Genomic DNA, 25975 nt, shown 5'->3' on the forward strand with positions numbered 1-25975 from the left:
GTGCGGCGTCCGGGGCCGCAGGCCAGAGCCCCTCCGGCGCCACCGCCGACAGCAGCGGCGCAAACCACCGGCACCGATCGGATACCGCGGTCAGCAGGAGAACGGCGAGGCCGACCACGATGCAACGAGCAGCGGCATGCGCCGGGCCCGCTGTGGGCAGTGCGTCGTCGCGCAGGCCGGAGACGAATCCTCACGTGTCTTTGTCCTGGGGCGAGGAAACCCGCAGGCCCGCTGTCCCGGCAACGGGCTCCCGGTGGGCCGGGTACGCGCTACCCGAGGCCCGCTAGCCGCAGGAGTAGCGGCTTCACATCGGTGGCCTCGACCCGACCGCAGACGGCACCGGAAGCCGAGCACACGATGACCGGCCCGTCATCGGGGTCCTCAGGCAGGCGGCCGTGGCTGCCGCGGACGGGCGACGGGTCGAGGGGTACGACTGCCATGTGGTAGCGCATGCCGAGTTTTTTGCGGGCGAGCGCCCACATCGCCCTGGCTCTCACCCAGGGATCGAGGGGGTCCAAGAACAGCTCGGCGGGGTCGTAGCCGGGCTTGCGGTGGATCTCTACCGTCCGGGCGAAGTCCGGGGCGGCCGCGTCGTCCAGCCAGTAGTAATACGTGAACCAGGCGCCGGGCTCGGCCACGGCGACCAGGTCACCCGAGCGCGGGTGGTCCAGGCCGTGGTCCTTCTTGCCCCGGTCGTCGAGGAGTCGTTCCACGCCGTCGAGGGCCAGGAGCGCCCCGCGGGCAGCCTCCAAGTCCTCCGGACGGCGCACGTAGACGTGCGCTACCTGGTGGTCGGCCACCGCAAAGGCGCGTGAGGCCGCAGGGTCGAGATACTCCATGCCCTCCTGGGTATGCACCTCGAGCAGTCCGGCGCGGCGCAGGGCCCGGTTGATGTCGACCGGGCGGCTCACAGGGGTGATGCCGTACTCGGACAGGACGACGACGGTGCGGCCCTCGGCCTCGGCGTCGTCAACGAGCGGGGTGATCACGGAGTCGAGTTCGGCGGCGGCCCGCTGGGAGCGCGAGTCGTCGGGGCCATACCGTTGCAGGTCATAGTCGAGGTGCGGCAGGTAGGACAGAACGAGGTCCGGAGCGCTGCAGCGCATGATGTGGCGGGTGGCCTCGGCGATCCAGCGGCTTGATTCGATGCCCGCGCCCGGTCCCCAGAAGCGGAACAAGGGGAAGGTGCCGAGCGCCCGGGTGAGCTCGTCGTGGAGCCGGGGCGGGCGGGTGTAGCAGTCGGGCTCCTTGCGGCCGTCGGCGCGGTAGACGGGGCGGGGGGTGACGGTGATGTCGGTCTCTGCGCCCATCGCGTACCACCAGCAGACGTTGGCGACGGTGTAGCCGGGGTAGGCGCGCCGGGCCGCGTCCCACAGTTTGTCGCCGCGGACCAGTCTGTTGTGCTGACGCCACAGGAGCACCTCGCCGAGTTCGCGGAAGTACCAGCCGTTGCCCACGGCGCCGTGTTCCGCTGGGAGCGTGCCGGTGAGGAAGGTGGACTGTGCCGCACAGGTCACGGCGGGCAGCACCGTCCCCAGGTGCGCCCATGAACCGGACCGGGCCAGCGTGGCGAGGCGGGGCATGCAGTCGAGTAGGCGCGGGGTCAGGGCCGCGACGTCGAGGACGAGGAGGGGCCGTGGCGGGCGGTGACCTGTCATGGCAGCTCCTTGAGGCCCAGGTCGACAAGGAGGTCGCGGGCGAAGGCCAGTTCGGCGGCGATGCCGTCGGCGAGCTGGCCGGGGCCGTCGGGGCGCAGCTCCGAGGGGAGGACCTGCCATGTGTAGGTCTCGACCTCGAGGTGGCGGCTCAGCGGCGCCGGGCCGCCGATGAGATGTTCCAGGGTGTCCCGGAGCACGTCGGTGGTGGAGGTCAGCGGAGGGGAGGGCGGCGCGTGCAGGGGAACATGGAAGTGCGCGCGCCACGGCGAATCGTCCGGCAGGACGCCGCCGACTAGCGCCTCCGCGAGATCATCGGTGCCGAGCAGCCCGGCGGCGGTCCGGGTGCGGGTCTGGTGTAGGAAGCGGGGCTCGGCGAATGCCGCGAGGGCCTCGCGTACTTCGGGCAGACAGGGGTGCTCGGCGTGCAGCGCGGCGGAGAGCTGGACCTTGGGCACGGGGATCCGGGCGGCCTGGAGAGCGTTGAGCGCGGTGCGCGGGTCCTCGAAGCAGGTGGCGAGGTGGCATGTGTCCAGGCAGACGCCGATGCGGTCGCCGGGGACGGTGGTGAGCTGTGCGATGGCTTCGGCAGTGGTCTCGATCACGCAGCCGGGCTCCGGCTCCAGGCCCACCCGGACGCGGCGGCCGGTCTCCGCCTCGAGGGTGGCGAGCCGTTCCGCGAGGGTGGCCAGGGCGGCACGGGCGGCACGCGCCCGGGCCGCGTCGAAGGGGGTGCGCCAGGCGACGGGGAGAGTCGAGACGGTGCCCTCTGCGACGTCGTCCGGCAACAGTGTGGTGAGGAGCCTGGCCAGGTCGGCGGTGTGGGCCAGACGCCTGGGGTCGGTCCAGTCGGGCCGGTAGACGCGGTACTTGACCTCGGCGGCGCCGAACCCTTCATAGGGGAAGCCGTTGAGGGTGACGACCTCGAGGCCGCGCCGGTCGAGTTCGGAGCGCAGTCGGCGCAGGGCGGCGGAGTCCGCGGTCAGGGTGCGGACTGCGTCGCTGGAGAGCCACAGGCCGATGCCGAGCCGGTCCCGCCTGAGCAGCCGTCGCACCGGCTCGCAGTGGTCGCGGAGTTGGGCTAGCACCCCGTCGAGGGTCTCGGCCGGGTGGACGTTCGTGCAGTAAGCGAGGTGGACGACGTCGCCGTTGGGGTGGCGGAAGCGCACGGGGGCCTACTCCTCGCCGCGCAGGATGGAGTTGCCCTCGTAGGGGGCGTCCGGTCTGCCGCGGTCGAGGCTCAGCCGTCCGCTCAGTCCGTAGAATGCCACGGGGTTGCGCCACAGCACCTGGTCGGCATCGTCCTCGCCGAACCCGGCCCCCAGCATGGCATCGCCGACCTTGCGGGTCGTGAGGGGGTCGCTTCTACCCCAGTCCGCGGCGGAGTTGACCACGACGCGTTCGGTCCCGAAGTCCTTGAGGACGGCGACCATGCGGTCCACGTCCATCTTGGTGTCCGGGTAGACGGAGAAGCCGAGCCAGGCGCCGCTGTCCTTGGCCTCCTTGGCCGTGGTCTCGTTGAGGTGGTCGAGCAGCACCCGCTCCGGAGGGAGGGCCGACTCGCGCACGACGTCGATGGTGCGGCGTAGGCCGTTGAGCTTGTCCCGGTGTGGGGTGTGGACGAGGGCGGGAAGCCCGTGGTCGTGGGCGAGCTGGAGCTGGGCGGCGAACGCGGTGTCCTCGGCGGGGGTCTGGGAATCGTAGCCGATCTCGCCGACGGCGACGACGTGGTCTTTGACGAGGTAGCGCGACAGTTCGTCGATGACGGGCACGCACCGTGGGTCGTTGGCCTCCTTGGGGTTGAGGGCGATCGCGCAGTGGTGGGTGATGCCGTACTGGGCGGCGCGGTAGGGCTCCCAGCCGAGCAGTGAGTCGAAGTAGTCGAGGAAGCTGGCGGGCGAGGTGCGCGGCTGGCCCAGCCAGAACGAGGGCTCGACGACGGCCCGCACGCCCGCCGCGCGCATGGCCTCGTAGTCGTCGGTGGTGCGGGAGGTCATATGGATATGCGGGTCGAAGATGCGCATCAGGGCGCCTCCGCCTCTGTGGTCAGGGCCTGAACGAGGTACAGGTCGACGGGTACGGGGCGGCCGGCGGCTGTGCTTTCGCCGGTGTGGTCGGCGAGCATGCGCGCGAGTTCGGCGTCGCCGCGGGCCCGCCTGGCCAGGCCGGCGACGGCGGCCACGGGGACCCCGGTGCACAGGCACTTGAGGACCGCGTGTCGCCAGGTGTGCGGGGCGAGGTGTTCGGCGGCGTACGGGCCGACTGCAGCGGCGATCAGGCGGGTGTCGCTGGTTCGCAACGCGTCCTCCACGAGCGGCAGCCCTTCCGCAGGGGCGAGCTCCAAGCCGGGCAGGGCGAGCAGCACGGCGCGGCGTTCGTCGGCGGTGCCCCGGCGGTAGAGCCGCGCCACGGTGGCGGCGCCGGCGCCTGCGGTGTGCAGCAGCAGGATGCGCGCCGTGTCGGCTGCGGCCTCCGAACCGCAGCGGCGGCCGGCCTCGGCGAAGCGCAACTCCCAGGCTGGCAGGCTCCGCCGGTGTCCGGCCGGGGCTGCGGGTGTGGCCGCCTCGGCAAGGGCAGCATCGAGCCAGACCCGGGCGGCGGGCGGCAGCCGCTCGCCGAGGGCTGTGAACGGCTCGTCCGCTGCCGCTCTCGTGATTGCCGGTGGGGTGGTCACGATGTGCCTCCGTTTCGCAGGAAGCGCAGGGAGCGCTCGGCGAGGTCCGGACCCATGTACGAGTGCCGGGGCAGTTCGACAACGGTCAAGCCCCGGTAGCCCACGGTGCTCAGGGCATCGAGGACGGGCGGGAAGTCGATCTCGCCTTCGCCGAAGGGCAGATGCTCGTGGACCGCGCGGCGCATGTCCTCGATTTGAACGTGCCGCAGCCAGGGTGCGGCGGCCCGCACGCAGTCGGCGGGCGGCTCGGGCTCGAGGCACTGGCAGTGCCCGATGTCCAGGGTGAGGCCAAGGACATCCGGGTCGCCGAGGTCGGCGCGCAGGCGGTGGAAGTCGGCGAGGGTGCCGAGGAGGTGGCCGGGCTCGGGCTCGACGGCGAGGGATAGCCCTTCGCGTTCCGCCGCAGCGAGTACCGGTTCGAGCGCTTGGCCGAGCCGCTTCCACGAGGTGTCGCCATCCGCTCCGTCCGGCACGGTGCCGCTGAAGCAGTGCACTGCGTGCGCCCCGAGTTCGGCGGCGATGTGCACGGCGGTCACCAGCAGCCGGGTCCTGATGGCGCGCGCTTCGGGGTCGGGGTCGATCAGAGAGGGTCCGTGCTTGCGCCGAGGGTCGAGGATGTAGCGCGCGCCGGTCTCGACGGTCACGCCGAGGCCGAGCCGCGCGAGGCGCCGCGCCACCTGCCGGGCACGGGCGAGCGCATCGGGGGCTGCCGGGTCCAGGTGCATGTGGTCGAGGGTCAGCCCAACCCCGTCGTAGCCCAGGTCGGCGAGGAGTACGAGGGCGTCGTCGAGCCTGAGGTCGGTCAGGCCGTTGGTGCCGTAGCCGAGTCGCAGGCTCATGTCGGACTGACCCTCCGTGAGAGCCTCCGCGCGGCCGGCGCCAGGGCGATGATGGCCGCCGCGGCACCGACCGATCCGTCCCGCGCCGCCAGTGCAGCCTGCAGCGGGATCATCGCCCGGATCCCGCCACCGACGGCCTGCCGGGTGCGGGCGGGCGAGGGGTCGAGCACTGCACGGATCAACGGCCCCGCGACCGTGGCCGCGAACCCGGCCGCCAACCCGGCCGCGAGCCCGGCCCGGGTGGGGCCCTCGGGGGAACGGCTCCGACGCCGCCCGAGTCCGCGCCGACGGCTCGTCACGATCCCCACCACTGCCGTCGTGCCGAGCGCGGCAAGGGGGGCGGTCCGCGAGCCGCCCAGCACCTCGTGGCGGGAGACCATCGTGACGGCGAAGGTGTGCGCTCCCAGGGCGGCCGCCGGGCCCAGCGCCGCCCGCGTTCCTGAGCGGGACGTCGCCGCGGCGCCCAGGAGCAGGTCCAGGCAGCGGGCTGCCGTCATGACTGCCGGACCTGCCTTGGTCCGCTTCAGGCCCAGGTCATACGCCCACACCGTGGCCGCGAGGACCGCCGCGGTCCGCGCGGCTTCGCGGCCCGCCTGGCGAGCCAGCGCCAGGCCGGCCGCTGTCAGGCCAGCCGAGGCCGCGAGCGCGGTGCCCGGCCTGATCCGACCGGAGGGGAGCGGGCGGTGCGGTCGGCAGGTCGCGTCCTCGTTCTGGTCCGCCCAGTCGTTGAGGGCCATCCCTGCCGCGTACAGGCACAGTGAGGCGCCCATCGCGAGCCCGGTACCGCGGGTCGGCCGCTCCCCAGTGGCCGCCGCCCCGGCGAGCGCATCACCCGGAACCGTGACCAGGGCGGAGACTCTCAGGAGTTCTGCCCAGGCACGCAGCCGGGACGCAGGCCGCGCGGCGGTTCCCCGGCCGTCGGCCGGCATCACCGTGGCTCCCGCAGGCGCTCGGCGAAGCCCAGCAGGGCCGTGTACTGGTCGGCCAGCGCCGAGGAGCCGCCGTCGGGATCCTTGAAGTAGAATCCCAACTCCGGGCGTGGGCCCGTGATCCCCGCCTCGTGAGCGCGGGCAAGCAGCCGCACCAGGTCGAGGACCAGGGGTGCGGCCAGCGCCGAGTCACAGCCCTGCCAGATCGTCTGCAGGAACATCCGCGCACCGAGGAAGCCGTCAAAGGCGATGTGGTCCCAGGCAGTCTTCCAGTCCCCCAACACCGGCACGTTGTCGATGTGCACCTTTCCTTCGGGCAGCGAACCGAGGGTGTCGTGCAGCGTCCGGTTTTTGCCGGCGTTCTTGGCGGCAGCAGCCCCGGGGTCCGCCAGCGCGGCGCCGTCCCCTCCGCCGAGCAGGTTCGTTCCGGACCAGGCGCGCACGTCCAGTGCGCGCTGCCGGAACATGGGCGCGAGCACGGCCCGGAGTAGGGTCTGCCCGGTCTTGCCGTCCCGGCCCGCGTGGGGCACCGCCGCGTCGCGGGCCGCCGCGCGCAGCGCCGTGTGACGCAGGCCCAGGGACGGCGTGAAGTTGACATAGGGGCATCCGGCGCGCAGCGCGGCCGCCGCGTACAGCGAACTGGGGGGCAGAGGGGCGTCGCCCGCAGCGGGCGCGGGCTCCGTGGTGGCGACGTTGACCACGACCGTGCGAGCCGCACCGCATCGGCTCGCGAAGCCGGCGATGTCGGCCGCGAAGCCCGCGATCAGTTCCTCGTCGCCTCGGGGGTCTGCAGGCAGCGGTCCGCCGATCCGTATCTCCGCGTCAGCGGCGTCAAGTTCAGCGCGCACCGCTGACGGCAGACCGTGTGGCAGCACTCCCGCAGAGGCCAGCGACTCCGCCTTCTTGGACAGCGGGTCGCCTGCCGTGTCGTGCCCTCCGAAGACGAACGAGGACAGGGAGGGCAGCCCGCTCCCCGCGAACGGCGGGGTCTCGGTAACCATGCCGGTCGGCGGCAGCAGCCCGGCGGTAACGGCGGCGCACCCCGCAACCGCCGTAACGGCGACGGAGCCCCGGGCCCCGACGAACCACACTCCAGTCCGGGATCCGGCCTCGGGCTCGGACCCATTGGCGTGAAGGGACACAGGCTGCCTCCTTAAAGGCGCCGACTCTTGACGATTCGTAATTCTGACATTACGGGATAAGGCCCGACTCCATGTCTATTTGGTACCTATGTTCCTCTTGTGCTGGTGCCGTGGCCCGTGGTCGCGCGACCCTGCCGCCGAGTCGCACAAGCACCTGAAGACCTCCAGTCGTAGGTGGTGACGCGTACGCGATCGAGGCGGACCTGAAGCGCAACGAAACGTGACGGGCTGTCGGCGTTACGGAAGCCCCAAAGGCCATCGCAGCAGGTCAAGCGGCAACAATGCTCATGGATGAGTCCGCCCGGGCCGATCGCGCCTGCGTACGTCGAACCGGCGGATCCGGTCCCGCTCGCCGGGCCTGCTTGCCGCTTGCCGCAGGTGAGCGGGCAGGTTCCGGAGACGCAGGGCGGCTTACGGCCACGTGCCTCGCACACCTGCCGCACCCGCAGTGGGGCGTCAGGCTGACCCCCACTTCGAAGGCGTCTGCAGCTCCCCCGAGGTTGAGTCGCTTGGCCCAGGCCGTCATGCCGATGGCGATGTCCGCGAGTCGACGCTCGGTTTCGGCGCACGGTGACCGCTTACTTCGAGCTCCTCAGCGACGTGGTACGGCTTGACCGGGGAGCGCTTCAGATCATCGTTTGCGACCATGCGAACCTGCTGCCCGACGGCTGGTTCCAAGATGCCGTCATCGGCAACTGGCGCCCCGATGCCGAAGGCAACCGCACCGCCCTGATCCCTCTGGACTGGCTCGACTGATGACACCGCCGCCGCCGGCAGAGAGTGCCGACCGGCACGGCCGGATCTAATGCGAGTGGCGAAGCGGGCGGGCCGTTGATCTACTTCCCGATGCAGTGGAGCATGGCCGAGGAAGCGTCGGCCTACGCGGCGCCGTGGCGCAGTCCACGGGGCTGGTCTGTTTCGACGTGCAGCAGGACCGGCTCAGGCCTTGAGCGGGTCCCTCACTGGCGGTAGCCGGTGAGGGCTGTGTCCTGCCCGGCACCAGCTCCGCCCAGCGGGTGTATCTAGTGCCGTATCAGGCAACGTTCGCCCTGTCGACGACGGCGCGTAGGCGCCGGTCGTCGGCATGGTGGTTTCGCCAGATGATGTAGCGGCAGATCATGCTGCCCTGCTCTTCGTGGTCGGCGTGGTCGGTGCCGTCGAGGGTGAAGTAGCGCAGGGCGGTGAACTGGGCTTCGATGCGGTTGAGCCAGGAGCTGTTGGTCGGGGTGTAGGCCATCTCGACGTTGTTCGCCGCAGCCCAGGTGCCGACGCGACGGCACTTCTTCGTGGTCAGGTGCGGGGAGAAGTTGTCACTGACGATCGCGATCCGGACCTCGAGCGGGTAGAGGCTGCGCAGGTAGCGGCAGAACTCCAGGAACTGCGTCCGCTTCTTGACCGGCTTGATGTGGCCGTAGAGCTTGTCCTTGGCCAGGTCCAGGGCGGCGAACAGGTGCCGCACTCCGCCGTAGCGGTTGTAGGTCGCCCGCCGCCTGCGGCGGAGCTCACGGTCGGATCCTTGTGCGTGCCTCCTCGTTCAGCCCACTGCTTCCCGGGGTGGGGCATCAGATTGAGGGGTCCCAACTCGTCCATGCAGAAGATGACCTCGGGCTCGCCATCTTCGAGTATCACCTCGCCATCGGCGATCGCGTAAAGGTGCTCCACGCGGGCTTTCTTCCCCGCGTAGTCCGGGTCGCGGGAGGTCTTCCAGGTCTTCAGGCGTTGAAAAGAGACGCCTTCCTCGCGGAGCAGAATGCGCGACCCTCGTGGCTGATGTCGTCGACCACCCCCTCGGCAACCAGGAAATCGGCCAGCTTGGTCAGGCTCCAGGTCGAGAACGGCAGGTCGTGCTCGGCCGGTTTGGACTTGGCGATCTTCTTGATCTCGCGTCGCTCGGACAGCGTGAACGTCCTGGGCCGGCCACCGGCATACTTCGGATACAGCGAGTCGAAGCCGTCCGTGTTGAAGTTATGGATCACGTCGCGGATCCGGTCGTCACTGCTGAACGACACTTCGGCGATCTTCGCCACCGGCATGCCCTGCGCGGACAGCAGCACCATCTGGGCCCGCCGCCAGGTCACCACCGACCCGGTGCCCCTGCGGATGATCCGCAACAGCCGCCGACCCTCGTCATCGTCAATCTCACGAACCCGCACCCGCTCCGCCATAGGACAACAGCCTGGCGCCCACATGCGGACAGGGAAAGGACCTTCGCGGCGGGCTACCCGGCACGGCGCCGCCGAAGCTCCTCCAGCCACCCCCGTACCTGCTCGTCGTCGTGCAGGTACGGCTCATCGGGACCCATCCGCAGATCGATCCCATGCAGGAGCCCCAGCGCCCACCAGGACAGTTCGTCCCAGTCGAGCGTGTCGTCGACCCACCAACGTGCGGCCCACCGGTCAGCTGCATCCCGGCTCACACGTCCCTCGACCACGGCAGCGAAGCACGCCTCAATCTCGTCCAGGTCCGGCTGGTCACCACCGCTCATGGACTCACCGTATCCAGAACGGGGCGAACGTTGCTTGATGCGGCACTAGAGTCCCCGGTATGACGGGTGCCACTCTCATTCCACTGATCACCTCGGTGATCATCGCTGCCGCAGATGTAGCCGCGTCGCTCAGCACCCGGCGCCAGACCCGAACGGTCATGCGGTAGCCCAGCGGGCACCACCGCAAGGAGGCAACCAGCGCTGGACTGTGGCAAGCGGGTGCCGTTCACCGCTGCGGCGGTGAGCCGACGAGGCGGGCGGCCCGACGGCGGATGAAATGGCTCGGAACTGGACAATCCGAGGACAGGACGCGCGATGACTGTGAGTGACGCTACGGGGGTTTCCCGCCGGGCAGGCGAGCTCTTCCGTTCCGGGGGCGACCGCATCCTCGACGATGTCGGGCGACGGAGGATTCAGTACCACCTCCTTCGGCTGACCCTCGTCGGCCTGACTCGGGACGACGTGGAGGATCTGCGCGAGCTCGCCCGCCTCGCCTTCGAGGACGCCGATGTCACCGGGCAGGCCGCGAAGATCAAGGAGCGTGCCGGGGCAAGCACCCTGGCGGTCGCGATCGCGGACATCGTCGAGCAGGCCAGGGCCGCTGGCCCCCAGGGCTCGCGGGCACAGGTGATGATGGGTGCCGTTCTCGGGGCCTACGCCATGGTCGGCGGCACGGTGGCGGAAAGCGACCTACCCTTCGAGAGTCTCCCAGCGGCAGCCGTTGTGGCAGCGGTCGGTGGCGCGCTTGCCGCGTCCAACGCCCCGATGGCCTTGGAGCGGATCGACGAAGTGGGCCTGGCGGAGTACCTCAGCAGGCAGGACTAGAGGTCGCTTTCTCCCGGCGTTTTATCCCGGAATTTGCTATTTGGCCTATGGTGTCGGGTCGCGCCAGGAGATGGTGGCTTCGCCGGTGAGGCGGCGTGCCATGAGGTCGGTCATGGCGATGTGGATCATGGCTTCGGGGCGGGTGGGGAGGGTTTCGTAGTCGCGGGCCAGGCGGCGGTGGAGCATCAGCCAGCTGTAGGTCCGCTCGACTGCCCAGCGTTTGGGTATCGGGGTGAATCCTCTGGTCTCGAGGGTGCGTGTGGTGATTTCCATGTCGATGCCGAGGGTGGCGGCGTGCTCGACGAGGTGCTGGCGGTAGCCGCCGTCGACCCAGACCTTGCGCATGCCGGGGTGGTCGGCGGCGACCTGGTCGAGGAGCCGGGTGCCGGCCACGGAGTCCTGCACGCTCGCCGCGGTGACCAGCTTGCCGCCTCGAAGCCGCGTGAGGCGGCCGGCACCGACGCGGCTGCTTTCACCGACTGCGAGTCGATGATCGCGGCGGTCGCTCAACGTCCCGGTCCTCGTTTGCGCGGACCTTCCCGCTCAGCCGGTCGTGGAACTCGGCGATCAGCCCCTTGTCGCGCCAGCGCCGCCAGAAGGCGTAGACCCGGTCCCAGGCGGGGAGATCGACCGGCATCGCCCGCCACTTGATGCCGCCCGCGACCAGGTAGCGGATCGCGCGTCGCTCATCTGCCGGTGGCAGTAGCCCTCCGGCTGTCCGCCCTTCCCGTTCATCCATGCGGGCACGGGCAGCTGATCGCGCACCGCTGCCCATTCCTCATTCGTCATGTCGGAGGGATAGGCGGGCGCAGGCTCGGCACGGTCGCCCGCGTTCCCGTACTGATGCGCGAGGCAATCACACGACCGGGCAACCGAGTTGGACCCCGCGGGTGTCGGCACGGAAGACTACGACAACAGGGCCTCCTGTCGCTCGGATGGATTCGACACCCACGAGCTGTGGAGGAGGCCCTGCCTTCGTGCCCGTGCCGCCGGAAGACCACCCGACCGGGAACCCTCGTTCGACCGCCAAGCGAACTTCTCGGTACGACAACGGCTACTTAGAGGGCGTTTTATCCATTGAATTCAGTCTATTTCAGGGTGTGTTTGGCCCCTGCCAGGGCCCTTCTACGGCGGCCCCGCAGTCGCTCGGGAGGTGCGCGACGACGAGAGCGGCGGCCGCTTGGGGTGTAGCCACTTCGCCGAGGATTTCGGCGTAGCCGGCGGCATACACCAAGTAAGTCTTCTCCCCGCCAGCTATGAAGGGAAGGTCGTTGCTCCACGGGAAGTCTGTGTTGCGGTGAAAGGTCAGGCAGCCGTGGCTCGGAAAGGGGAACAGCTGGCGCAGACGCGACTCTGCGAACGCGGCTTCAATCACCTCAGGATCCCCGCGGCGGGCATCAGGGTGGCGCTCCAACAACATGCGCCAGGTCTTCTCGACCACGGTTTCCGTACTCATGTCATCGATCATGCGCAGTGGCGCCTGCCAGAGCAACCCACAGCCCTTGTCCGCGGGTCGGTGTGCTGAAGTTTGCGGTGCGTCGTCAGGTGTCGCGCCATGTGCGTGTGGATTCGCCGGTGAGGCGGCGGGTCATGAGGTCGATCACCGCGAGGTGGATCATGGCTTCGGAGCGGTGCGGGTGGGCTTCGTAGTCACGGGTGAGGCGGCGGTGGTTCATCAGCCAGCCCAGCGTTCTCTCAACGGTCCACCGACGGGGCAGGACGGAAAACCCTCTGGTGGCGGGGTCGCGGCGGACGATGTGCATGTCGATGCCAAGGGTGGCTGCGTGCTCGACGAGGTGCTGGCGGTATCCGCCGTCAACCCAGATCTTGCGGACGGTCGGATGGTCGGCGGCAACCCGTTCGATCAAGGTTTGGCCGTCGATGGAGTCCTGCACGCTCGCAGCGGTGACCAGGACCGCCCAGAGCAGGCCGACGGTGTCGATGACGATGCTCCGCTTGCGGCCCACGATCTTCTTCCCGGCGTCGATGCCTTGCTCGCAGGCGGGGACGTTGGTGGACGTCTTGATGCTCTGGGAGTCGATGACGCATGCGGTCGGTTCTTCCTCCCGGCCTTCCCGTCTGCGGACTTGGCGTCGCAGGAGTGTGTTGAGCTGGTCGAAGACGCCTTCTTCCTGCCAGCGGGCGAAGTAGGCGTAGACGGTGTTCCAGTGCGGGTAGTCGTGCGGGAGGTAGCGCCAGGGGATCCCGGTGCGGTTTACGCAGAGGACCGCGTCCAGGAGACTGCGCAGGTCGTGGTCGGGCGGTCGGCCGATGTCGAGGCCGCGGCCGCGGCGCTCGGATCGCCAGGCGGTCAGGACCGGCTCGACCAGCTCCCACCGGGCATCAGACAGATCGCTGGGGTATCGGCGGCGTTCAGGCATGATTCCGGGCCGTGTACTCCTACGACGCCGCGACGGGCGATAGACGCTGGCGCGCCACGGTCGATTCAACGATGGCTCTCGAGGCGGCGCCGGGCGGGTCCGCCGTCTTTCTGACTACCAGTGACAGCTTCCGGGCCGCGCAATCCATCGACTCCGGCGTCCAGAACCCCTTCGCCGACGGAGCGAAGAAGGCCGACGGCTATGTCACCGCAAGAGCCGCCTCCGACGGGAAGCAGCTGTGGCGTACGCAATCCAACAGCTGCACCTCCGCACCGGCGTTGGCCGGGGGGCAGTCCGTACTGGTGGCCCACACCTCGGAGTTGTGGGCCTATGATGCCCGTACGGGAGCGGCGCGCTGGCGAGTGAAAGGCGAACCGGGTGCGGATCGAGTCCCCCTGGTCGCCGGCAACAGGTTGTACGTGCTCACGGACGCGGGGGTCGACGCGGTGCCGGCATGAGGTCTCCGACATCAGCCCCGCCTCATGCACCCCGAGATCACCATCGCCTGGCAGACTCCGCCTACGCCGGCCAGTTCGTCACCTGGGCCAAACAGCACCTCCGCCTCACCATCAAGACCGTCAGCCGACCCAAGGACACCACCGGGTTCGTCGTTTCTGCCCCGCCGCTGGGTCGTCGAACGAACCCTTGCCTGGCTCATGCACGCCCGAAGCGGACCGCACCTTCCCGTTTGAGCACTGGGAATACGACAGCGGGCGCATCGACGGCTTCGACTACGACATCGGGGCAGTCCTCATCGCATCCGCTAAGGCAACCGGCGAGTCAGAGCTGATGACCGTACTGACCGGCTGGAAACTCAGTCCCCGCCAGTTCGTCTACTCCTGGGACAGCCAGGACCCCAAGTAGCTGCACAGTCGCTCGCTCAACACACCTGCGAGCCACCGCCGCCCAGCCCTCGCTCACTATTTGTCACGAACAGCTCAGACACTGGTGGCGCTGGTACTCCAGCAGGATTTCGCTGTCTGACCTGCGGGTTTCGTTTGGCGGGTGGAGTGTAGCGGGCTGTGGAGTGGTCAGGGGTGGCCTTCGGGAGGCTGCCCCTCGGTCGTGTGGCACCGGCGCTGGTAGTGGCAGCGGCGGGCGACCGCTACGAGCAGGGTGGACCTAGCGCATCAGGTCGAGCGGCCCTTCCCGAGGTAGATGCGCCGGGGAAGCGGTAGGTCGCGGCCCCGGGCGACGTACGGAAACGCCCCACTGCGCGCGCAACAGGAGGGAGACCCAGCTCCGGTAGGGCGCCCAGTGGTCGCTGATGCCCGCGAGGCGGCTCACCTGGGACGAATCCGGCTCGCTCAGGCCGTAGGCACGCGCCATCGCGGCGTGCAGTCGGGGTTCGTGGCGGGGAAAGACGTCGGAGTGTCCGGCGCCGCGGATGAGGATCAGCTCGGCGGAAAAGGGGCCGACCCCGGGCAAGGTCTGAAGGTGGACAAGGGCGTCCTTGGCCGGCATCGCCCGCAGTTGGGCGGCGTCGAGGTCCCCAGCGAGAGCCGCATCCGCGAGGTGGCGAAGACGTTCGACTTTGATGTCGGGGAGCCCTGGGATGCGTTCGAGTTGGCGCAGGGCCCGTGGGGTGGGGAAGGCGTGCAGGGTGCGGCCGGCGACAGTGACGTGTTGTCCCTGATGTTCGGCGATGCGGGCCTTGATCGCGGCAGCCTGGACCATGCGGATGCGGTGGCCGATGAGTGCCCAGGCTGCCGCTTCGTACGGGGAGTGGAAGCACACCGGCCGCAAGCCCGGGTACGCCGAGATGAGCTCGGCCACGACGGGATCGCCCTTGGCGAGCTGGGGGAATCCGCTGCCGTCGACGTCGAGCGAGAGGATGCGGGCCAGCTGCTGCCGCACTGCGTCGACCCCAGAGGAAGCCGGAACGGGCTCGATCCCTGCCGCCGTCCCGGCCCGCCCCTTGCAGGGCGGGCCGGTATACAGGATGGCCTCCGCCTTCACGATGCCCTGTGGGCCGTCTTCCTGCCTCACCTCGACCCCCACAGTCGAGTGGCCGTCGTCGGCGGGGAAAGCCAGCCGTATGGCTTGGCCCTCACCGGTGTCGTAATACCCGGCGGGGGTGAAGCCCTTCAGGAAGCCGAGACCTGCTGCGAGGGAGAACGGTCCTTGCGGGGTGATGGTGAAGGCATACACGGTCAGTTCCCGTGGGCGGTGATCGCGTAGCCCTCGGGGCCGAGGAAGGTGAACATCCTGCCGAACGGGCCGTCTTCCGGCTCCCTGACGATGGGGGTCCCGGCAGCCAGGAGGCGGTCGTGGAGGGCTTGGGCGTCGCTGGTCTTGAACCACAGCGCAACACCGACACCGGGCCGCTCCACACCGTCGAGGTTCACGCCCGGCAGGGCTTCGCGGACAGCGAATGCGACCGGCTCGGTCGTGAACACCACGGCGCCGGGGGGCGAGGCCGGCGCCCGGCGCAGTCCGAGGTGAGTCTCGTAGAAGGCAGCTGCCGCGTCGACGTCACGCACCTGCAGTGCGATGAAGTCCGGTCCGGTGACGGAAACGGTGGTGGTCATGGGAGCTCCTCAGATGCGCTCAATGTCAGGACTTTGACATGGATGACGCTAGGCGTCCCCGCCCACCTATGTCAAACTCCTGACATGACTGATGGGCCGACCGACAACCCGACCCCGACCGGCGACGTGACCGAGCGCCTGGGCTACCGCCTCAAGCGCGCTGCCGCCGCCCTGCGCGGCGCAATGGACAGGGCCCTGCGTGAGCACGGCTTGACCGTGCCGCAGTACGCCTGCCTCGAACTGCTCGACCAGCAGCCCGGGCTGTCCAACGCCGAACTGGCCCGCGGCACCTTCGTCACCCGGCAATCCATGAACGTCGTCCTGCGCGGACTACAGGAGGCCGGCTTGATCACCCGCGCGACCACCACCGACCACGGCCGGGCGCTGCCCGCCCACCTCACCGAGGATGGCCACCGGCGCCTCGCCGCGGCACGCTCCGCCGTCTACGCCATCGACCAGCGGATGACCGACGCTGTTCCGCCGGAAGGCATGGCAGCTCTTCTTGCCGACCTGGACCGGATGGCGGAGACACTCGGCGGGTGAGCGATCTACAGCTCGATGACCGCCGATTTCACGGTTCCCATCACTGGACACTCTCGCCCCGGCGCCCAGGCGACGGGGGCCGCGAGCCGTCGCTCGTGGATGCGCCGGGCTGCCGACCCGGGCGTCGTGTGCGGCCAGGCCGACGGCTACGCCGGGGTGCTGTTCTCGGTCATGGCCTGGGTACCGATGACGTTGAGGAGCCTCAGCCGGTCGGAGGCGTCGCTGCCGGGGGCGGCGGTGTAGGCGACGATGCGTAGATCGCTGCCGGGAACCATCAGGACATCACAGTCGAGGGTGAGTACGCCGACATCGGGGTGGTGGACGGTTTTGGTGTCCGTCTCGTGGACACCCACCATCCCGGTGTCCCACAGGCGTGCGAAGTCGCTGCTGTTGCTCCGCAGGTCCTTGATCAGGGAGCGCAGGCCGGCATCGGCGGGGTAGCGGGCGGTCGCCGCCCTGAGATCGGCGACGGTGGCAGCCTCGAACCGGGCTTCCTGCCCACGCCCCCGGAAGCTGACCTCAAGATCACGAGTGCGGAATTCGCGCTGCCCCAGCGTGTCAAAAGGCAGCCGCCCCCACACACGAACCGCCTACACCAAACGACTCTCGATGCGAGCGTGCTACCGGTCGCGAGCCTGCGGGGCGCAGGGGTCGGGTTTGCTTTGGGTGGGTGTCGGCGTCGGTGACGTGCTGGGCGTCGGGGTAGGGCTCGGTGTCGGTGTTGGAGTGGTGTCCGCCGAAGCGCTGGAGGAGGGCGCGGTCGGGAAACTGAAGGCGGGGACCTTGCTGTAGATGATGTCCCCTGGCTTGAGGGCGAATGCCGCCTGCTGCACGGTTTTGCGGCCCTGGAAGTCGGCTCGGGGGATTAGCTGGTCGGCGGTCTGGGTCTGACCAGCCTGGCAGGTGCCCGGGGTCCCGGTGAGGGAGTCCCCCGCCAGCATCGCGGCCAGCGCCAGCCCGACGACCGCGGTCGCCGTGGCCAGCGGACGTAACGCCGGCCGCGCCACAAGGTCCCTCCCCTGCCGCCGTAACCGGCCGCCGACGCCGGCGGCGGACGCCCGGGTGTGCAGACTTTCCCCTTCTCGTGATTGCGACCCGTGGGCTCGGGCGGCCGTCTGGCCGGCACGGTGCAGGACTTCGTCCGCGTCGCGCTGGGCCTGGGCGCGGAGTCGTTCGGCGTCGGCTTCCGCGCTCGCGCGGATATGGTCGGCTTCCGCGTGGGCGTCCTTGCGGACGGTTTCGGCTTCCTGTGTGGCGTCGTCCAGGGTCTGCCGCACGGAGGCACGGAAGCGCTTGCTCGCGGGCTGGGCCCGGCGCTGGAGCAGCTTCACGTCCTGCCAGCGGCCACGCCAGTCGTCCACGAGTGCGGGGTCGGCCCGGAACCCGGCAGCGGCGGGCGGATCCAGGTCCCGGGGGGTGGTGACGACCCGGACGAATTCGAGCAGGGCCTCCAGGGAGGTGAACCGCTTGCCGGCCAGCAACTCGTTGAGGCCGGCCTTGGTCAGCCGCGGCCTCGCCGAGGCACTGGCCAGGGTCGAGTAGCTCGGCGCGCCGTTGGCAATGTGAAGCCGGTTCAGCTCCTCGGTGAACTCGTGCAGCGCGTCCTCGAACGCAGCGATCGCGGCGGCATCGTGCGGCTCGATCCCGGGATCTTCATGAGTCACCGGATCACCCCCCTTGTTCGGAAAGCAACGCTAGAGAGTCTTGGCGCCGTACGTACACGGAATCTGCCGAACGATGCTGAACGCCCGACGGCGTTCGAGGTCAGGACGGATTCACCTGCGCAATGCAGGGCGGCGTCCGGGTCCATGCGGGCCCGTACGGATCACTAGGAACCCGTCCTCGCGGCCGCTCTCCTGGAGACATGACCGACACCGACGCGACACCACAGAAACCCGACCCGACACGTCCCCCCACCCACCCGGAACCGACCGCACCCCCCGAAACGAACCGGCACACAACCCACGACAGCCTCGTGCTGCTCGCCCTCCTCGCCACCTGCGCCGGCATCTACCTCGCCGTCGGGGACACCGGCTTCGCCGGCATCATCAGCGCCGTCGCCGGCCTCTACGGCACCTGGCGCATGCGCCGCTGAAACACACTGCCAGTGGGAATCGAACATGGCTCATCCCACGGCCCAGCTGGCTCTGCCCACGAGAAGGGGTTCTGGCTCAACTTCTGTGGAGCTGCGTCGCGTGCGCTCGTGCCCGCGTCGGACCAACGCGTTGACCAGCTGGTCCCCATCGTCCAGCGTCCCTATGAACTGAGCGTCGAGCCGTCACCACAGAAGTTGAGCCAGAACCCGAGAAGGAGCAGCAATTCGACGTCGAATGGGAAGGCACACTCGGCCAGGGATCGCGTCGCAAGCGCCGCCACGCCGTTTCGTACGGATCACCGCGCTGGCCGCACGCCTATCTGCACTCACTCTTCAGCGAGGCGGGCAGGCCAGTGGGGGCTGGGTCGTAGTGTGGCGTGCAGTGTTGTGGAGGGATGGAGCTGTAGGCCGACCGTGGGGACCACTTTCCCTGGGGCGATGTCTACGTGGAAGCGCTGGGCCAGTGTTGCGATCACCAGTGTTGCCTCGACCAGGGCGAACCGGGCACCGAGGCAGGCGCGGTGGCCGCCTCCGAAGGGGAACCAGGCATACGGGGGCACACTGGCTTGGGCGTGCGTGTCCCAGCGTTCGGGGCGGAAGGCCGTGGGGTTGGAGAACCAGCGGGCGTCTCTGTGTGTCGCCCACGGGCTGCACCAGAGCGTCGTCCCGGCCGGGATCCGGATTGCTCCCAGGGTGGCTCCTTCCCGTGCCACCCGGGGAGGAATGATCCACGCGGGCGGGTAGAGCCGTAGGGCTTCCTTGATGATCTGCTGGGTCCAGGTCAGCTGCTCGTAGTCGGCGTACGTCGGGGGGCGCCCGTCGAGTACACGGTCGAGTTCCGCGGCGAGCTCCCTTCGCGCGTGCGGCGATGCCGAAAGCAGGTACCAGGTCCACGTCAGCGCGGTCGCCGTGGTTTCGTGTCCAGCGGCCCACAGCGTCACCGCTTCGTCTCGCACCTCAGCGGCGGTGAGCGGCCGTCCTTCCTCGTCCCGGGCTGCGAGCAGCCTGCCCAGCAGGTCCTCGCCGCTGTCGCCGGCCTCTCCTGATGCCTGTCGGGCGTGGATGAGCTGGTCGATCTCAGTATCGACGGTCGCGACGGCGTTGAGCAGGCGTCGGCGGGCGGGGGTACGCACCCAGGGCGGCAGGAAGAGTCCGATGCCCCGTAGCTCGGCGCCGATCTCTCGCCCGGCCACGGACATCGCGTCTCGTAGTGCGTGGGCCTGGTCGCCGATGTCGTTGCCGAAGAGGTTTCGGACCACGATCCGCTGGGAGAGCTGATCCATCTCTCGCAGCACATCGATCTGGGTGCCTTCCTGCCAGCGGTCGGCAAGCGCCACGGCGCAGTCGACCATCGTCGTGGCGTAGCGGCGTACCTGGGAGGGGCGGACGGAGGGCTGGACCAGGGATCGCTTGCGGCGCCAGACAGCGCCCTGGCTGCGCATGACGCTCTTGCCGACCAGTTGTTTGAACGCCCAGCCGGCATCGAGATTCTCGAAGTGTCCTTCATTGCTTCCCAGGAGCTCGGCGATGTGCTCAGGGTGGGTGAGGGAGATGATCTTCATCGGGCCGAGCGACCAGGTCACGACGTCCCCGAACTCGTCGCGCAGACGTTCTAGGAACGCCAGCGGGTCGCGGCCGAATGCGGGGAGGTTTCCGAGCAGCGGCAGTCGGCGTGGGCCGGCTACGGGGACGAACGGGACAGGGGGCACTCCTCGTGAACGAGCAGCGTCGTGAACGGTTGTGCGCGGGAAGAGGAGCGGTGCCGTGGCTCTCACCCAGGTGAAAGGTGGGCCAGTAGTGGCGAGCTCAGTCCGCCGACCGACCAGGCGTCCCCCCGCAAGGGCCTTGGTGCCGTCCGGGGCCGAAGTCGTCGGAACGTTTCCGGACGCTGGTTACGGCTCTGGCGAGTGCGGCACGTCCGTCGTTTTGCACGGGAGCTCTCCCGGCCGCCCCTGGTGTAGGTAGCGGCCGAGTGCCATCAGGGGAAAGACCTGACGGTAGAGGTGGTATCTGATCGAGTAGTCGCCGGGGAAGCCGGTGCCCGTGAAGTGCGGCTCCTCCCACGTTCCGTCTTCGTGCTGAGCCTGGACGAGCCATCTGACGCCCCGCTCGACAGCCTCGCTGTCTCCTTCACCGGCCGCCAGGACTGCGAGCAGCGCCCAGGCGGTCTGGGAAGGGGTGGAAGTGCCCTGCCCAGCCCACCGTTCGTCTCGGTAGGAACGCACATCCTCGCCCCAGCCCCCGTCCTCGTTCTGCACGGAGCACAGCCAGGTAACGGCTCGGCGGATCGCGGGGTGCGCCGCGGGCAGTCCGGCAGCCGTGAGCGCGGGGACAACCGCGCCGGTTCCGTAGAGGTAGTTGACGCCCCAGCGGCCGAACCAGGCCCCGGACGCCTCCTGCTCGGCCAGGAGAAAGGCGATGCCACGCCGGGTGCGGGGGTCATCCCGCTTGCCTTCGCAGGCGAGCATTTCCACGACATGCGCGGTGACGTCGGCGGACGGCGGGTCGGGGTGCCGGAGCCGGCGCAGCGCGAGGATGACCTCGGCGGTGTCGTCAAGGTCGGGGTTGCTTTCGTTGTGGAACTGAAAGGCCCAGCCGCCCGGGTCGAGTCTGGGCCTGCGCACGGCCCAGTCGCCGGGCCGTGCGTGCTGCTTTCCCAGCATCCAGTCGGCGGCCCTGATAAGCGCCGGGTGGTCGCAGCGCACCCCGGCGTCGGCGAGAGCGTTGACGGCCAGGCTGGTGTCCCACACCGGCGACTGGCTGACTTCGATCATGCGGGCACCGTCCTGGCGCCAGACGGCGAAAGCGTCCAGCGATGCCAGGCCCGCGTGCATGACGGGATGTTCCAGTCTGTAACCGAGCAGGTGCAGGGCGATCAGCGCGTAGGTGGCATCCACCTGAAGGCCGCCCCAGCAGCCGTCACTCTCCTGGCGCTCCATGATCCAGCGCGCGACGCTGCTCATGGCGGCCCTGCGCAGCCGACCCGGTGCCACCTTGTGATACGCGTGGAGCGCCTTGTCCAGGCAGGTGAAGAAGCGCGTCCAATGGCTGGCCGGAACACGCGGCGCGGAGGGAGCGGACGTCTGCGACTCGGGATACAGCTCGCCAAGAGTGAACGGTGCGGGCCGTACGGGACGCTCGGCGCAGACGACGCTCAGCGACACGATGGTCTGCCTGGACCAAGAGGCGAAGTGGTGAATGTTGAGCGGGAACCACTTGGGCAGGAACATCAGCTCGGGGGGGCAGTGCCGGCAGGTCCTCCCACTTCCACCAGCCGAACAGTGCGAGCCAGATACGCGTGAAGACCCGGCTGGCGGCGGTACCACCGTGGGCGCGGATCCACGCGGCCGCCTTGGCCATGTGCGGCTCGTCAGGCGCGTCTCCAGCAAGCCGCAGGGCGACATACGCCTCGATGCTCGTGGAGAGGTCACCTGGGCCCCCGTAGAAGGTGGACCAGGTACCGTCCTCGCGTTGCTCGCCGCGGATGTAGAGGCTGGCGGCGTGTGTGATCTTCTCGTCCCCGATCCCGAGGAACTGGCGTAACAGCAGGTCCTCGGCATCGCCCGTCACATTGCACTCGAAGGTGCCCTTCCACCAGCCCTGAGCGTCCTGGCGAGACAGAAGATGCCCAACTGCCCGTGTCCTCGCGCGCTCAGCCAACTGGCGCGTCGTCAACCGCCTGGCGGGGACCTTGGTCCCCGTGACGGTCCCAGGCAGAGTGGGATGGGATGAGCGCATCAAGTAAAAGCCTCACGGTCGGTGAGCTCAAGAGCGGGCTGCCCCTGGTGCTCCAACGACGCGAAGCGGCTGTCGTGACACTCGATCGAGGCACCCCGGGCAGGGGCCGTGCACCCCCAGTCCAACGAGCTCTCGCAGAACCGGTTCCGCGAGTGTGGACCGCCACGGAGCGAGGGCGTTGTCCTCCCTGCTGGGCTACCTCGGCGCCGGTGCCTTGCCGGACATCTCGATGCCTGCCCGGCGGAAGTCGTCCAGAGTCGAGGCAATGGTGCCGGGGGCGACACCGACCGTGTAGTCCAGGCGTACCCGGGTTCCGAATCCAGCCGCGGCAGCGTCCAGAGCGGTGGCACGCACGCAGTGGTCGGTTGCGATGCCCACCACGTCGACATCCCGCACCCCGCGTGCGCGCAGCCAGTCCGCGAGGGAGGTGCCTTCGGCGTCCGCGCCTTCGAAGCCGCTCTTGGACGCGCTGTGGGCGCCCTTGAAGAAGACGGCGTGGACCTTGCCGCCGGCGGCGGCGGGGGCGAAGTTCGGGTGGAATTCTCCGCCTTCGTCTCCGGCGACGCAGTGGACGGGGAAACTGTCCTTGAAGTCCGGGTTCGAGGAGAAGTGGCTGCCCGGGTCGATGTGGTGGTCGCGGGTGGCCACGACGTACTGGTAGTCACCGTCCGCGCCCTGCTCCACCAGCTCGGCGATCGCGGTGGCGATCTGCGCGCCTCCCGCGACGGGAACACTGCCTCCTTCGCAGAAGTCCTTCTGCACATCCACGACGATCAAGCCTCGGCTCATCACGAACACCCCTCAGGACGACGGAACGACCCCTGTCTTCTACCTGCCTCCTCACCTCCACCGGAGACATAGCGGGCTGCGCTCACCCACACAGCCGCAGACATTCACCGCAGGAACGATTCGCACTGTCGACGCAGTCAGAGGCCAAGTGCGCTGCGCGGTCGGGGCGAAGGCTGCCGTCGGGCGCCGGGTGGCGGCGGCCACACCTGCGAGGAAGCCCTCGGCGGCCTCTACCTCCCAAAGCGGACGGGGCGCGACGCGCCCATACCGCGGCCGTGGATCAGATCGTCCCCCCGGTGGCTGCCCGGCGGTTGCGACCAGGTCGGGGAATCGGTTTTGGACCAGGGATCCGCGCCGGGTCTGCAGGAGTAGCCGGCCGCCCGGGCTGGCGGTAGTGACCCGTACGGCCGGTCCGAGCGGACATGAACAGCCGTCTACATTCAAACCGGTCCGTCTGGGCGACAGGTTTGCCTGCTATGCGGGGTCCAGTGGTCCGAGCAGCCACACACCGGTGGAGGTCGGCTCCTCGTTGAAGTAGAACTCACGGATTGCCTGGAGCATCTCGTCCCGGCTGATCAGCCCGTCGGCGTCCCGGTCGAGACGGCCGAAGACCTCTCGAGCGTCCGCTTCAGGCAGCCCCATCAGGGCGCCGGACCAGCGAACCTGCTCATCCCGGGTCAGTTTCCCGTCGCCGTCCTCGTCCGCGATGTCCATCAGCGCATCGAGGAACGGCATGTACCCGGCGTCGAAGGAAGCGGGCGTGACCAGCAACCCGGCGGCGAACGCCGCCTGGTACTCGGCGAGGCTGATGCGTCCATCGACGTCGCTGTCCGCGGCCCGTGACAAGTGCTGCCACAGGCCGTCGCTCAGCTCCCGCATGTGCTTGAGCGCGGGGGCTTCACGCGCGAGACGGAAAGCGGTGGCGAGGCGGTCGCAGGCCGACTCAAAGTCGGCGCGGTCGATATAGCCGTCACGGTTGGTGTCGAAGGTGGCGAAGCGGCGGGCGAGCTTGCGCTGCAGGAACGGCGAGATGTCCATGCCCGACACCCTGCCCGCCACAGCAGCGCCCGAAAAGCCCCCGACAGCCGGTAGCACCCGTACGAGGCGCCAGATTGAACCTCGGCCACAACAGATGAAGCGCCCATCCGTCAGATAGAGCACGGGACTTCCCACGTGGGCCGGAGCGCACTCAGGGCCACCTGGCGCGCCGTGCACGGTGCGCTGCTGCGCGCGCAGGACCTCTGGGCCTGCCGGGAAGTTCTGGGGGCCCGGGGCGTCGCGCCGATTCCGGCCGGCGGTGTCCCGCAGCACGAGGAGGTCTCCAACCGGCTGCAGGCCCTGACGGGCTTCCGCTTCACCCTGGCGGGCGGGATCGTTGCGAACAAGCGTTTCCTGGGCGCGATGGCCAAGGGGTATTTCCATGCCGTGCAGTACGTACGGCATCCAGCGATGCCCCTGTACACGCCGGAGCCGGACGTCCTGCACGACGTGTTCGGGCACGGCATCCATCTCGCCGATCCGTTCTTCGCCGACCTGTACCGCACGGTGGGCCGGGCCGCGGCCCGGGTGGAGACTGCCGACGCGCTGGATCTGATCAGCCGCGTGTACTGGTTCACCCTCGAATACGGCACCGTCCTCGAGCAGCGGCGGCCCAGAGCGTACGGGGCGGCCCTGCTGTCGTCCTACGGCGAGCTCGGGCGGTTCACCCAGGCCGACCTGCGGCCGTTCGACCTCGCCGAGCTGGTCCGGATGCCGTACCAGGTCGCCGGCTACCAGCCCGCCCTCTTCACCGTCCAATCCCCGGCCCACCTCGCCGACCTGCTCCACGGGTTCCTCGACGACTTCGACGAGTCCACCCGCGATCGCTACCGCCTGCCCGCCCTGTCCGAGCGCGGCTTCATGGCCCGTCCGCCCACCCGATGAAAGCGAGCGGCCGCAGCACCGCCCCCCGCAGACCGGGTATCGCCGCCCTCCCCGCAGACGCAGGCCGGGTGGAGGTCACCGGGCAGTCTGCGTCGTTGACGAACGGGCATCCGCCTCGGCGAGATCCCCCGGCACGGACAACCTCGGTGTCGCGGCAAGCTCAGCGCTCCTGGTCCCCCGCTCCGGCGGGGAACCTGCCACCGGCATCGCCGCACCCGGGCCGCCCATATCCCGGGCGGGTGCGTGGTGCATGGCCGACAACCGGACGACGGTGAACAGGACGACCGCGGCACTGCCGCCCAGGGGGGACTTATCCACGGTGATCTCGCCGTCGGCAATGCCTTCCTACACCACACGGACGGTCAGGGTCAGATCACTGAAAACCCGTACATCCGGCGGCCGTGCCACGCAACATCGTCACGACCGGCACCACCGCCGACCGTGAACCGAAAGAGAAGGCCCGATGATCAAGCGAATCCTGGACCAGTGGACCGCCGACCAGGAGCAGAAGCGACGGTGCCTGACCACCGCCCTGAGCACCCCGCCGGCCCGCGCCGCCGCGCCGTCCCGGCCGCGACGCCGAGGGCTCGGACACGGGTGGAACGGCATCAACGCAAGCTGAGGGGCTGGGCCGTACGGGCCCTGACCCCGGATTTTGGACACCGGAGAGACTTGGATCTTGATGGTCCAGGAGAACGGAGTCCCCGTGGGGATGAAGCACTATCCCGCTGGGTTCAAGGCGGACGCGGTCGCGTTGTACCGGTCGAGGCCGGGAGCGACGGTCAAGTCGGTCGCGGCTGATCTCGGGGTGAACACCGAGACGCTGCGGAACTGGATCAAGGCCGCCGACGGACGCCGCCCCGGCGCTCATTCCGCGCCGCCAGCCGCTGCCCAGACCGGAGGTGACATCGTTCAGGCGGAGCTGACCGCGGCACGCAAGAGGATCCGTGAGCTCGAGGAAGAGCCCGGCATTCTCCGCAAGGCGGCCCGGCATTTCGCGACGGAGACGCGCTGGTGAACCGCTGCCAGTTCGTTGAAGATCACCAGCGCCGTCACGGCGTGAAGCGGCTCTGCGACATCCTGGGCTTGTCCCGCTCGAGTTTCTACTACTGGCGCCGCACGGCGGCCGCAAGAGCGGCCCGGCAGACTGCCGAGGCCGGGCTCGCAGCCCGGATACGCAAGGCCCACCAGGACTCCGACGGTACCTACGGCGCCCCAGGAATCACTGCCGAGCTCCGTGACGAGGGCGGCCCGGTGGTCAACCACAAGCGGGTCGCGAGGATCATGCGAGCCATCGGGCTCGAGGGGGTCCGTCTGCGCCGTCGGCATCGGACCACCGTCGCCTCATTGGCTCCAGCAGATCATACGCCCGAATGACTGGTTGTCACGCTTCGTGTCCGGACTGATACGGTGCGAATGTGTACGC

Annotated in this window: 30 protein-coding genes and 3 pseudogenes; 11 read left to right on the forward strand and 22 right to left on the reverse strand. The window is 69.3% G+C overall.

Features of this window, described 5'->3' with window-relative positions; translation table 11 throughout:
- Nucleotides 1–269: 269 nt before the first annotated feature.
- From OHA89_RS01040 to OHA89_RS01070, 7 genes are read right to left on the reverse strand one after another with little or no spacing between them, the layout of a single operon-like run.
- Nucleotides 270–1658 carry a nucleotide pyrophosphatase/phosphodiesterase family protein gene (locus tag OHA89_RS01040; RefSeq protein WP_266617126.1) on the reverse strand — a complete coding sequence of 463 codons (1389 nt, stop codon included), beginning with the start codon at nt 1656–1658 and terminating at the stop codon, nt 270–272.
- Nucleotides 1655–2824, reverse strand: coding sequence for a metabolite traffic protein EboE (gene eboE, locus OHA89_RS01045; protein ID WP_266617128.1), 1170 nt, complete (start codon nt 2822–2824; stop codon nt 1655–1657). Before eboE ends, OHA89_RS01040 begins: the two co-directional genes overlap by 4 nt.
- Before the next feature lie 6 nt (nt 2825–2830).
- Nucleotides 2831–3679: a TatD family hydrolase gene (locus OHA89_RS01050; protein WP_215150674.1), complete on the reverse strand. Its 849-nt coding sequence runs from the start codon at nt 3677–3679 to the stop codon at nt 2831–2833.
- The gene (locus OHA89_RS01055; protein ID WP_406364911.1) at nt 3679–4329 is read right to left on the reverse strand and encodes an EboA domain-containing protein; all 651 of its coding nucleotides are present in this window, start codon (nt 4327–4329) and stop codon (nt 3679–3681) included. Before OHA89_RS01055 ends, OHA89_RS01050 begins: the two co-directional genes overlap by 1 nt.
- Nucleotides 4326–5168, reverse strand: coding sequence for a sugar phosphate isomerase/epimerase (locus tag OHA89_RS01060; protein WP_266617132.1), 843 nt, complete (start codon nt 5166–5168; stop codon nt 4326–4328). Before OHA89_RS01060 ends, OHA89_RS01055 begins: the two co-directional genes overlap by 4 nt.
- The gene (locus OHA89_RS01065; RefSeq protein WP_266388329.1) at nt 5165–6097 is read right to left on the reverse strand and encodes an SCO3242 family prenyltransferase; all 933 of its coding nucleotides are present in this window, start codon (nt 6095–6097) and stop codon (nt 5165–5167) included. Before OHA89_RS01065 ends, OHA89_RS01060 begins: the two co-directional genes overlap by 4 nt.
- Nucleotides 6097–7239 (reverse strand): inositol-3-phosphate synthase, encoded by a 1143-nt coding sequence (locus OHA89_RS01070; protein ID WP_266617135.1) that lies wholly within the window; start codon nt 7237–7239, stop codon nt 6097–6099. Before OHA89_RS01070 ends, OHA89_RS01065 begins: the two co-directional genes overlap by 1 nt.
- Before the next feature lie 570 nt (nt 7240–7809).
- Between OHA89_RS01070 and OHA89_RS01075 the strand changes: the two genes are divergently transcribed.
- The gene (locus OHA89_RS01075; protein WP_406364912.1) at nt 7810–7995 is read left to right on the forward strand and encodes a DUF3732 domain-containing protein; all 186 of its coding nucleotides are present in this window, start codon (nt 7810–7812) and stop codon (nt 7993–7995) included.
- Between the two features lie 277 nt (nt 7996–8272).
- On the opposite strand, the pseudogene OHA89_RS01080 reads toward OHA89_RS01075, so the two are convergent.
- Together OHA89_RS01080 and OHA89_RS01085 are read right to left on the reverse strand one after the other, a co-directional pair.
- Nucleotides 8273–9404: pseudogene (locus OHA89_RS01080) on the reverse strand (IS630 family transposase).
- A 53-nt stretch (nt 9405–9457) separates the two neighbouring features.
- Nucleotides 9458–9724 (reverse strand): hypothetical protein, encoded by a 267-nt coding sequence (locus tag OHA89_RS01085; protein ID WP_266617142.1) that lies wholly within the window; start codon nt 9722–9724, stop codon nt 9458–9460.
- A 315-nt stretch (nt 9725–10039) separates the two neighbouring features.
- Between OHA89_RS01085 and OHA89_RS01090 the strand changes: the two genes are divergently transcribed.
- Nucleotides 10040–10549: a hypothetical protein gene (locus tag OHA89_RS01090; protein WP_266617143.1), complete on the forward strand. Its 510-nt coding sequence runs from the start codon at nt 10040–10042 to the stop codon at nt 10547–10549.
- 45 nt (nt 10550–10594) lie between these two features.
- Here OHA89_RS01090 and OHA89_RS01095 read toward each other — a convergent pair whose 3' ends face one another.
- The 4 genes from OHA89_RS01095 to OHA89_RS01110 all read right to left on the reverse strand — a co-directional run bounded on the left by OHA89_RS01095 (nt 10595) and on the right by OHA89_RS01110 (nt 12930).
- A complete protein-coding gene (locus OHA89_RS01095) occupies nt 10595–10954 on the reverse strand; it encodes a transposase (RefSeq protein WP_406364913.1) in 360 nt (119 codons plus the stop codon).
- A 67-nt stretch (nt 10955–11021) separates the two neighbouring features.
- Nucleotides 11022–11288 (reverse strand): transposase, encoded by a 267-nt coding sequence (locus OHA89_RS01100; RefSeq protein WP_266617145.1) that lies wholly within the window; start codon nt 11286–11288, stop codon nt 11022–11024.
- A 354-nt stretch (nt 11289–11642) separates the two neighbouring features.
- A complete protein-coding gene (locus OHA89_RS01105; RefSeq protein ID WP_406364914.1) occupies nt 11643–12005 on the reverse strand; it encodes a DUF6193 family natural product biosynthesis protein in 363 nt (120 codons plus the stop codon).
- 85 nt (nt 12006–12090) lie between these two features.
- Complete coding sequence (locus tag OHA89_RS01110) at nt 12091–12930, reverse strand: IS5 family transposase (RefSeq protein ID WP_266615441.1); 840 nt, start codon at nt 12928–12930, stop codon at nt 12091–12093.
- An 11-nt stretch (nt 12931–12941) separates the two neighbouring features.
- On the opposite strand from OHA89_RS01110, the gene OHA89_RS01115 reads away from it, so the two are divergent.
- The 3 genes and pseudogenes from OHA89_RS01115 (at nt 12942) to OHA89_RS01125 (ending at nt 13794) form a co-directional block, all read left to right on the forward strand.
- Nucleotides 12942–13388 (forward strand): PQQ-binding-like beta-propeller repeat protein, encoded by a 447-nt coding sequence (locus tag OHA89_RS01115; RefSeq protein WP_266615443.1) that lies wholly within the window; start codon nt 12942–12944, stop codon nt 13386–13388.
- A gap of 18 nt (nt 13389–13406) precedes the next feature.
- A pseudogene (locus OHA89_RS01120) lies at nt 13407–13598 on the forward strand (transposase); the annotation flags it as partial.
- On the forward strand, nt 13576–13794 hold the full coding sequence (locus OHA89_RS01125) for a hypothetical protein (RefSeq protein ID WP_266615933.1): 219 nt from the start codon (nt 13576–13578) through the stop codon (nt 13792–13794). The pseudogene OHA89_RS01120 and the gene OHA89_RS01125, both read left to right, overlap by 23 nt.
- A 258-nt stretch (nt 13795–14052) precedes the next feature.
- On the opposite strand, the gene OHA89_RS01130 is transcribed toward OHA89_RS01125, so the two are convergent.
- Together OHA89_RS01130 and OHA89_RS01135 are read right to left on the reverse strand one after the other, a co-directional pair.
- Nucleotides 14053–15081: a DNA-3-methyladenine glycosylase gene (locus OHA89_RS01130; RefSeq protein WP_266615445.1), complete on the reverse strand. Its 1029-nt coding sequence runs from the start codon at nt 15079–15081 to the stop codon at nt 14053–14055.
- A 2-nt stretch (nt 15082–15083) separates the two neighbouring features.
- Complete coding sequence (locus OHA89_RS01135) at nt 15084–15461, reverse strand: VOC family protein (RefSeq protein WP_266615447.1); 378 nt, start codon at nt 15459–15461, stop codon at nt 15084–15086.
- Nucleotides 15462–15545: 84 nt separating this feature from the next.
- Here OHA89_RS01135 and OHA89_RS01140 point away from each other — a divergent pair, with 84 nt between their 5' ends.
- Nucleotides 15546–16004: a MarR family winged helix-turn-helix transcriptional regulator gene (locus tag OHA89_RS01140; protein ID WP_406364915.1), complete on the forward strand. Its 459-nt coding sequence runs from the start codon at nt 15546–15548 to the stop codon at nt 16002–16004.
- 146 nt (nt 16005–16150) lie between these two features.
- On the opposite strand, the gene OHA89_RS01145 is transcribed toward OHA89_RS01140, so the two are convergent.
- Nucleotides 16151–16585 carry a hypothetical protein gene (locus OHA89_RS01145; protein WP_406364916.1) on the reverse strand — a complete coding sequence of 145 codons (435 nt, stop codon included), beginning with the start codon at nt 16583–16585 and terminating at the stop codon, nt 16151–16153.
- A 39-nt stretch (nt 16586–16624) separates the two neighbouring features.
- Entirely contained in the window at nt 16625–17668 is a 1044-nt protein-coding gene (locus OHA89_RS01150; protein ID WP_406364917.1) for a DivIVA domain-containing protein, read from the reverse strand.
- A gap of 200 nt (nt 17669–17868) precedes the next feature.
- Here OHA89_RS01150 and OHA89_RS01155 point away from each other — a divergent pair, with 200 nt between their 5' ends.
- A complete protein-coding gene (locus OHA89_RS01155) occupies nt 17869–18099 on the forward strand; it encodes a hypothetical protein (protein ID WP_266615452.1) in 231 nt (76 codons plus the stop codon).
- A gap of 326 nt (nt 18100–18425) precedes the next feature.
- Here the strand turns inward: OHA89_RS01155 and OHA89_RS01160 are convergent, their stop codons facing one another.
- From OHA89_RS01160 to OHA89_RS01180, 5 genes and pseudogenes are all read right to left on the reverse strand, one after another.
- A complete protein-coding gene (locus OHA89_RS01160) occupies nt 18426–19808 on the reverse strand; it encodes a cytochrome P450 (RefSeq protein WP_266615454.1) in 1383 nt (460 codons plus the stop codon).
- A gap of 183 nt (nt 19809–19991) precedes the next feature.
- Nucleotides 19992–21503: a prenyltransferase/squalene oxidase repeat-containing protein gene (locus tag OHA89_RS01165; protein WP_406364918.1), complete on the reverse strand. Its 1512-nt coding sequence runs from the start codon at nt 21501–21503 to the stop codon at nt 19992–19994.
- Nucleotides 21397–21837 (reverse strand): annotated as a pseudogene (locus OHA89_RS01170) (prenyltransferase/squalene oxidase repeat-containing protein); the annotation flags it as partial. The gene OHA89_RS01165 and the pseudogene OHA89_RS01170, both read right to left, overlap by 107 nt.
- Before the next feature lie 195 nt (nt 21838–22032).
- A complete protein-coding gene (locus tag OHA89_RS01175) occupies nt 22033–22626 on the reverse strand; it encodes an isochorismatase family protein (RefSeq protein WP_406364919.1) in 594 nt (197 codons plus the stop codon).
- Between the two features lie 474 nt (nt 22627–23100).
- Nucleotides 23101–23664: an EF-hand domain-containing protein gene (locus tag OHA89_RS01180; RefSeq protein ID WP_266615459.1), complete on the reverse strand. Its 564-nt coding sequence runs from the start codon at nt 23662–23664 to the stop codon at nt 23101–23103.
- Nucleotides 23665–23799: 135 nt separating this feature from the next.
- On the opposite strand from OHA89_RS01180, the gene OHA89_RS01185 reads away from it, so the two are divergent.
- From OHA89_RS01185 to OHA89_RS01200, 4 genes are all read left to right on the forward strand, one after another.
- On the forward strand, nt 23800–24549 hold the full coding sequence (locus OHA89_RS01185; protein WP_266615460.1) for a phenylalanine 4-monooxygenase: 750 nt from the start codon (nt 23800–23802) through the stop codon (nt 24547–24549).
- Nucleotides 24550–25012: 463 nt separating this feature from the next.
- Nucleotides 25013–25171, forward strand: coding sequence for a hypothetical protein (locus OHA89_RS01190; protein ID WP_266615462.1), 159 nt, complete (start codon nt 25013–25015; stop codon nt 25169–25171).
- 90 nt (nt 25172–25261) lie between these two features.
- Nucleotides 25262–25567 carry a transposase gene (locus OHA89_RS01195; RefSeq protein WP_266615905.1) on the forward strand — a complete coding sequence of 102 codons (306 nt, stop codon included), beginning with the start codon at nt 25262–25264 and terminating at the stop codon, nt 25565–25567.
- Nucleotides 25564–25926, forward strand: coding sequence for an IS3 family transposase (locus tag OHA89_RS01200; RefSeq protein WP_406364920.1), 363 nt, complete (start codon nt 25564–25566; stop codon nt 25924–25926). The genes OHA89_RS01195 and OHA89_RS01200 overlap by 4 nt, the downstream gene beginning before the upstream one ends.
- Nucleotides 25927–25975 lie beyond the last annotated feature (49 nt).

The organism is Streptomyces sp. NBC_01546 (assembly GCF_045208355.1).
GTDB lineage: Bacteria > Actinomycetota > Actinomycetes > Streptomycetales > Streptomycetaceae > Streptomyces.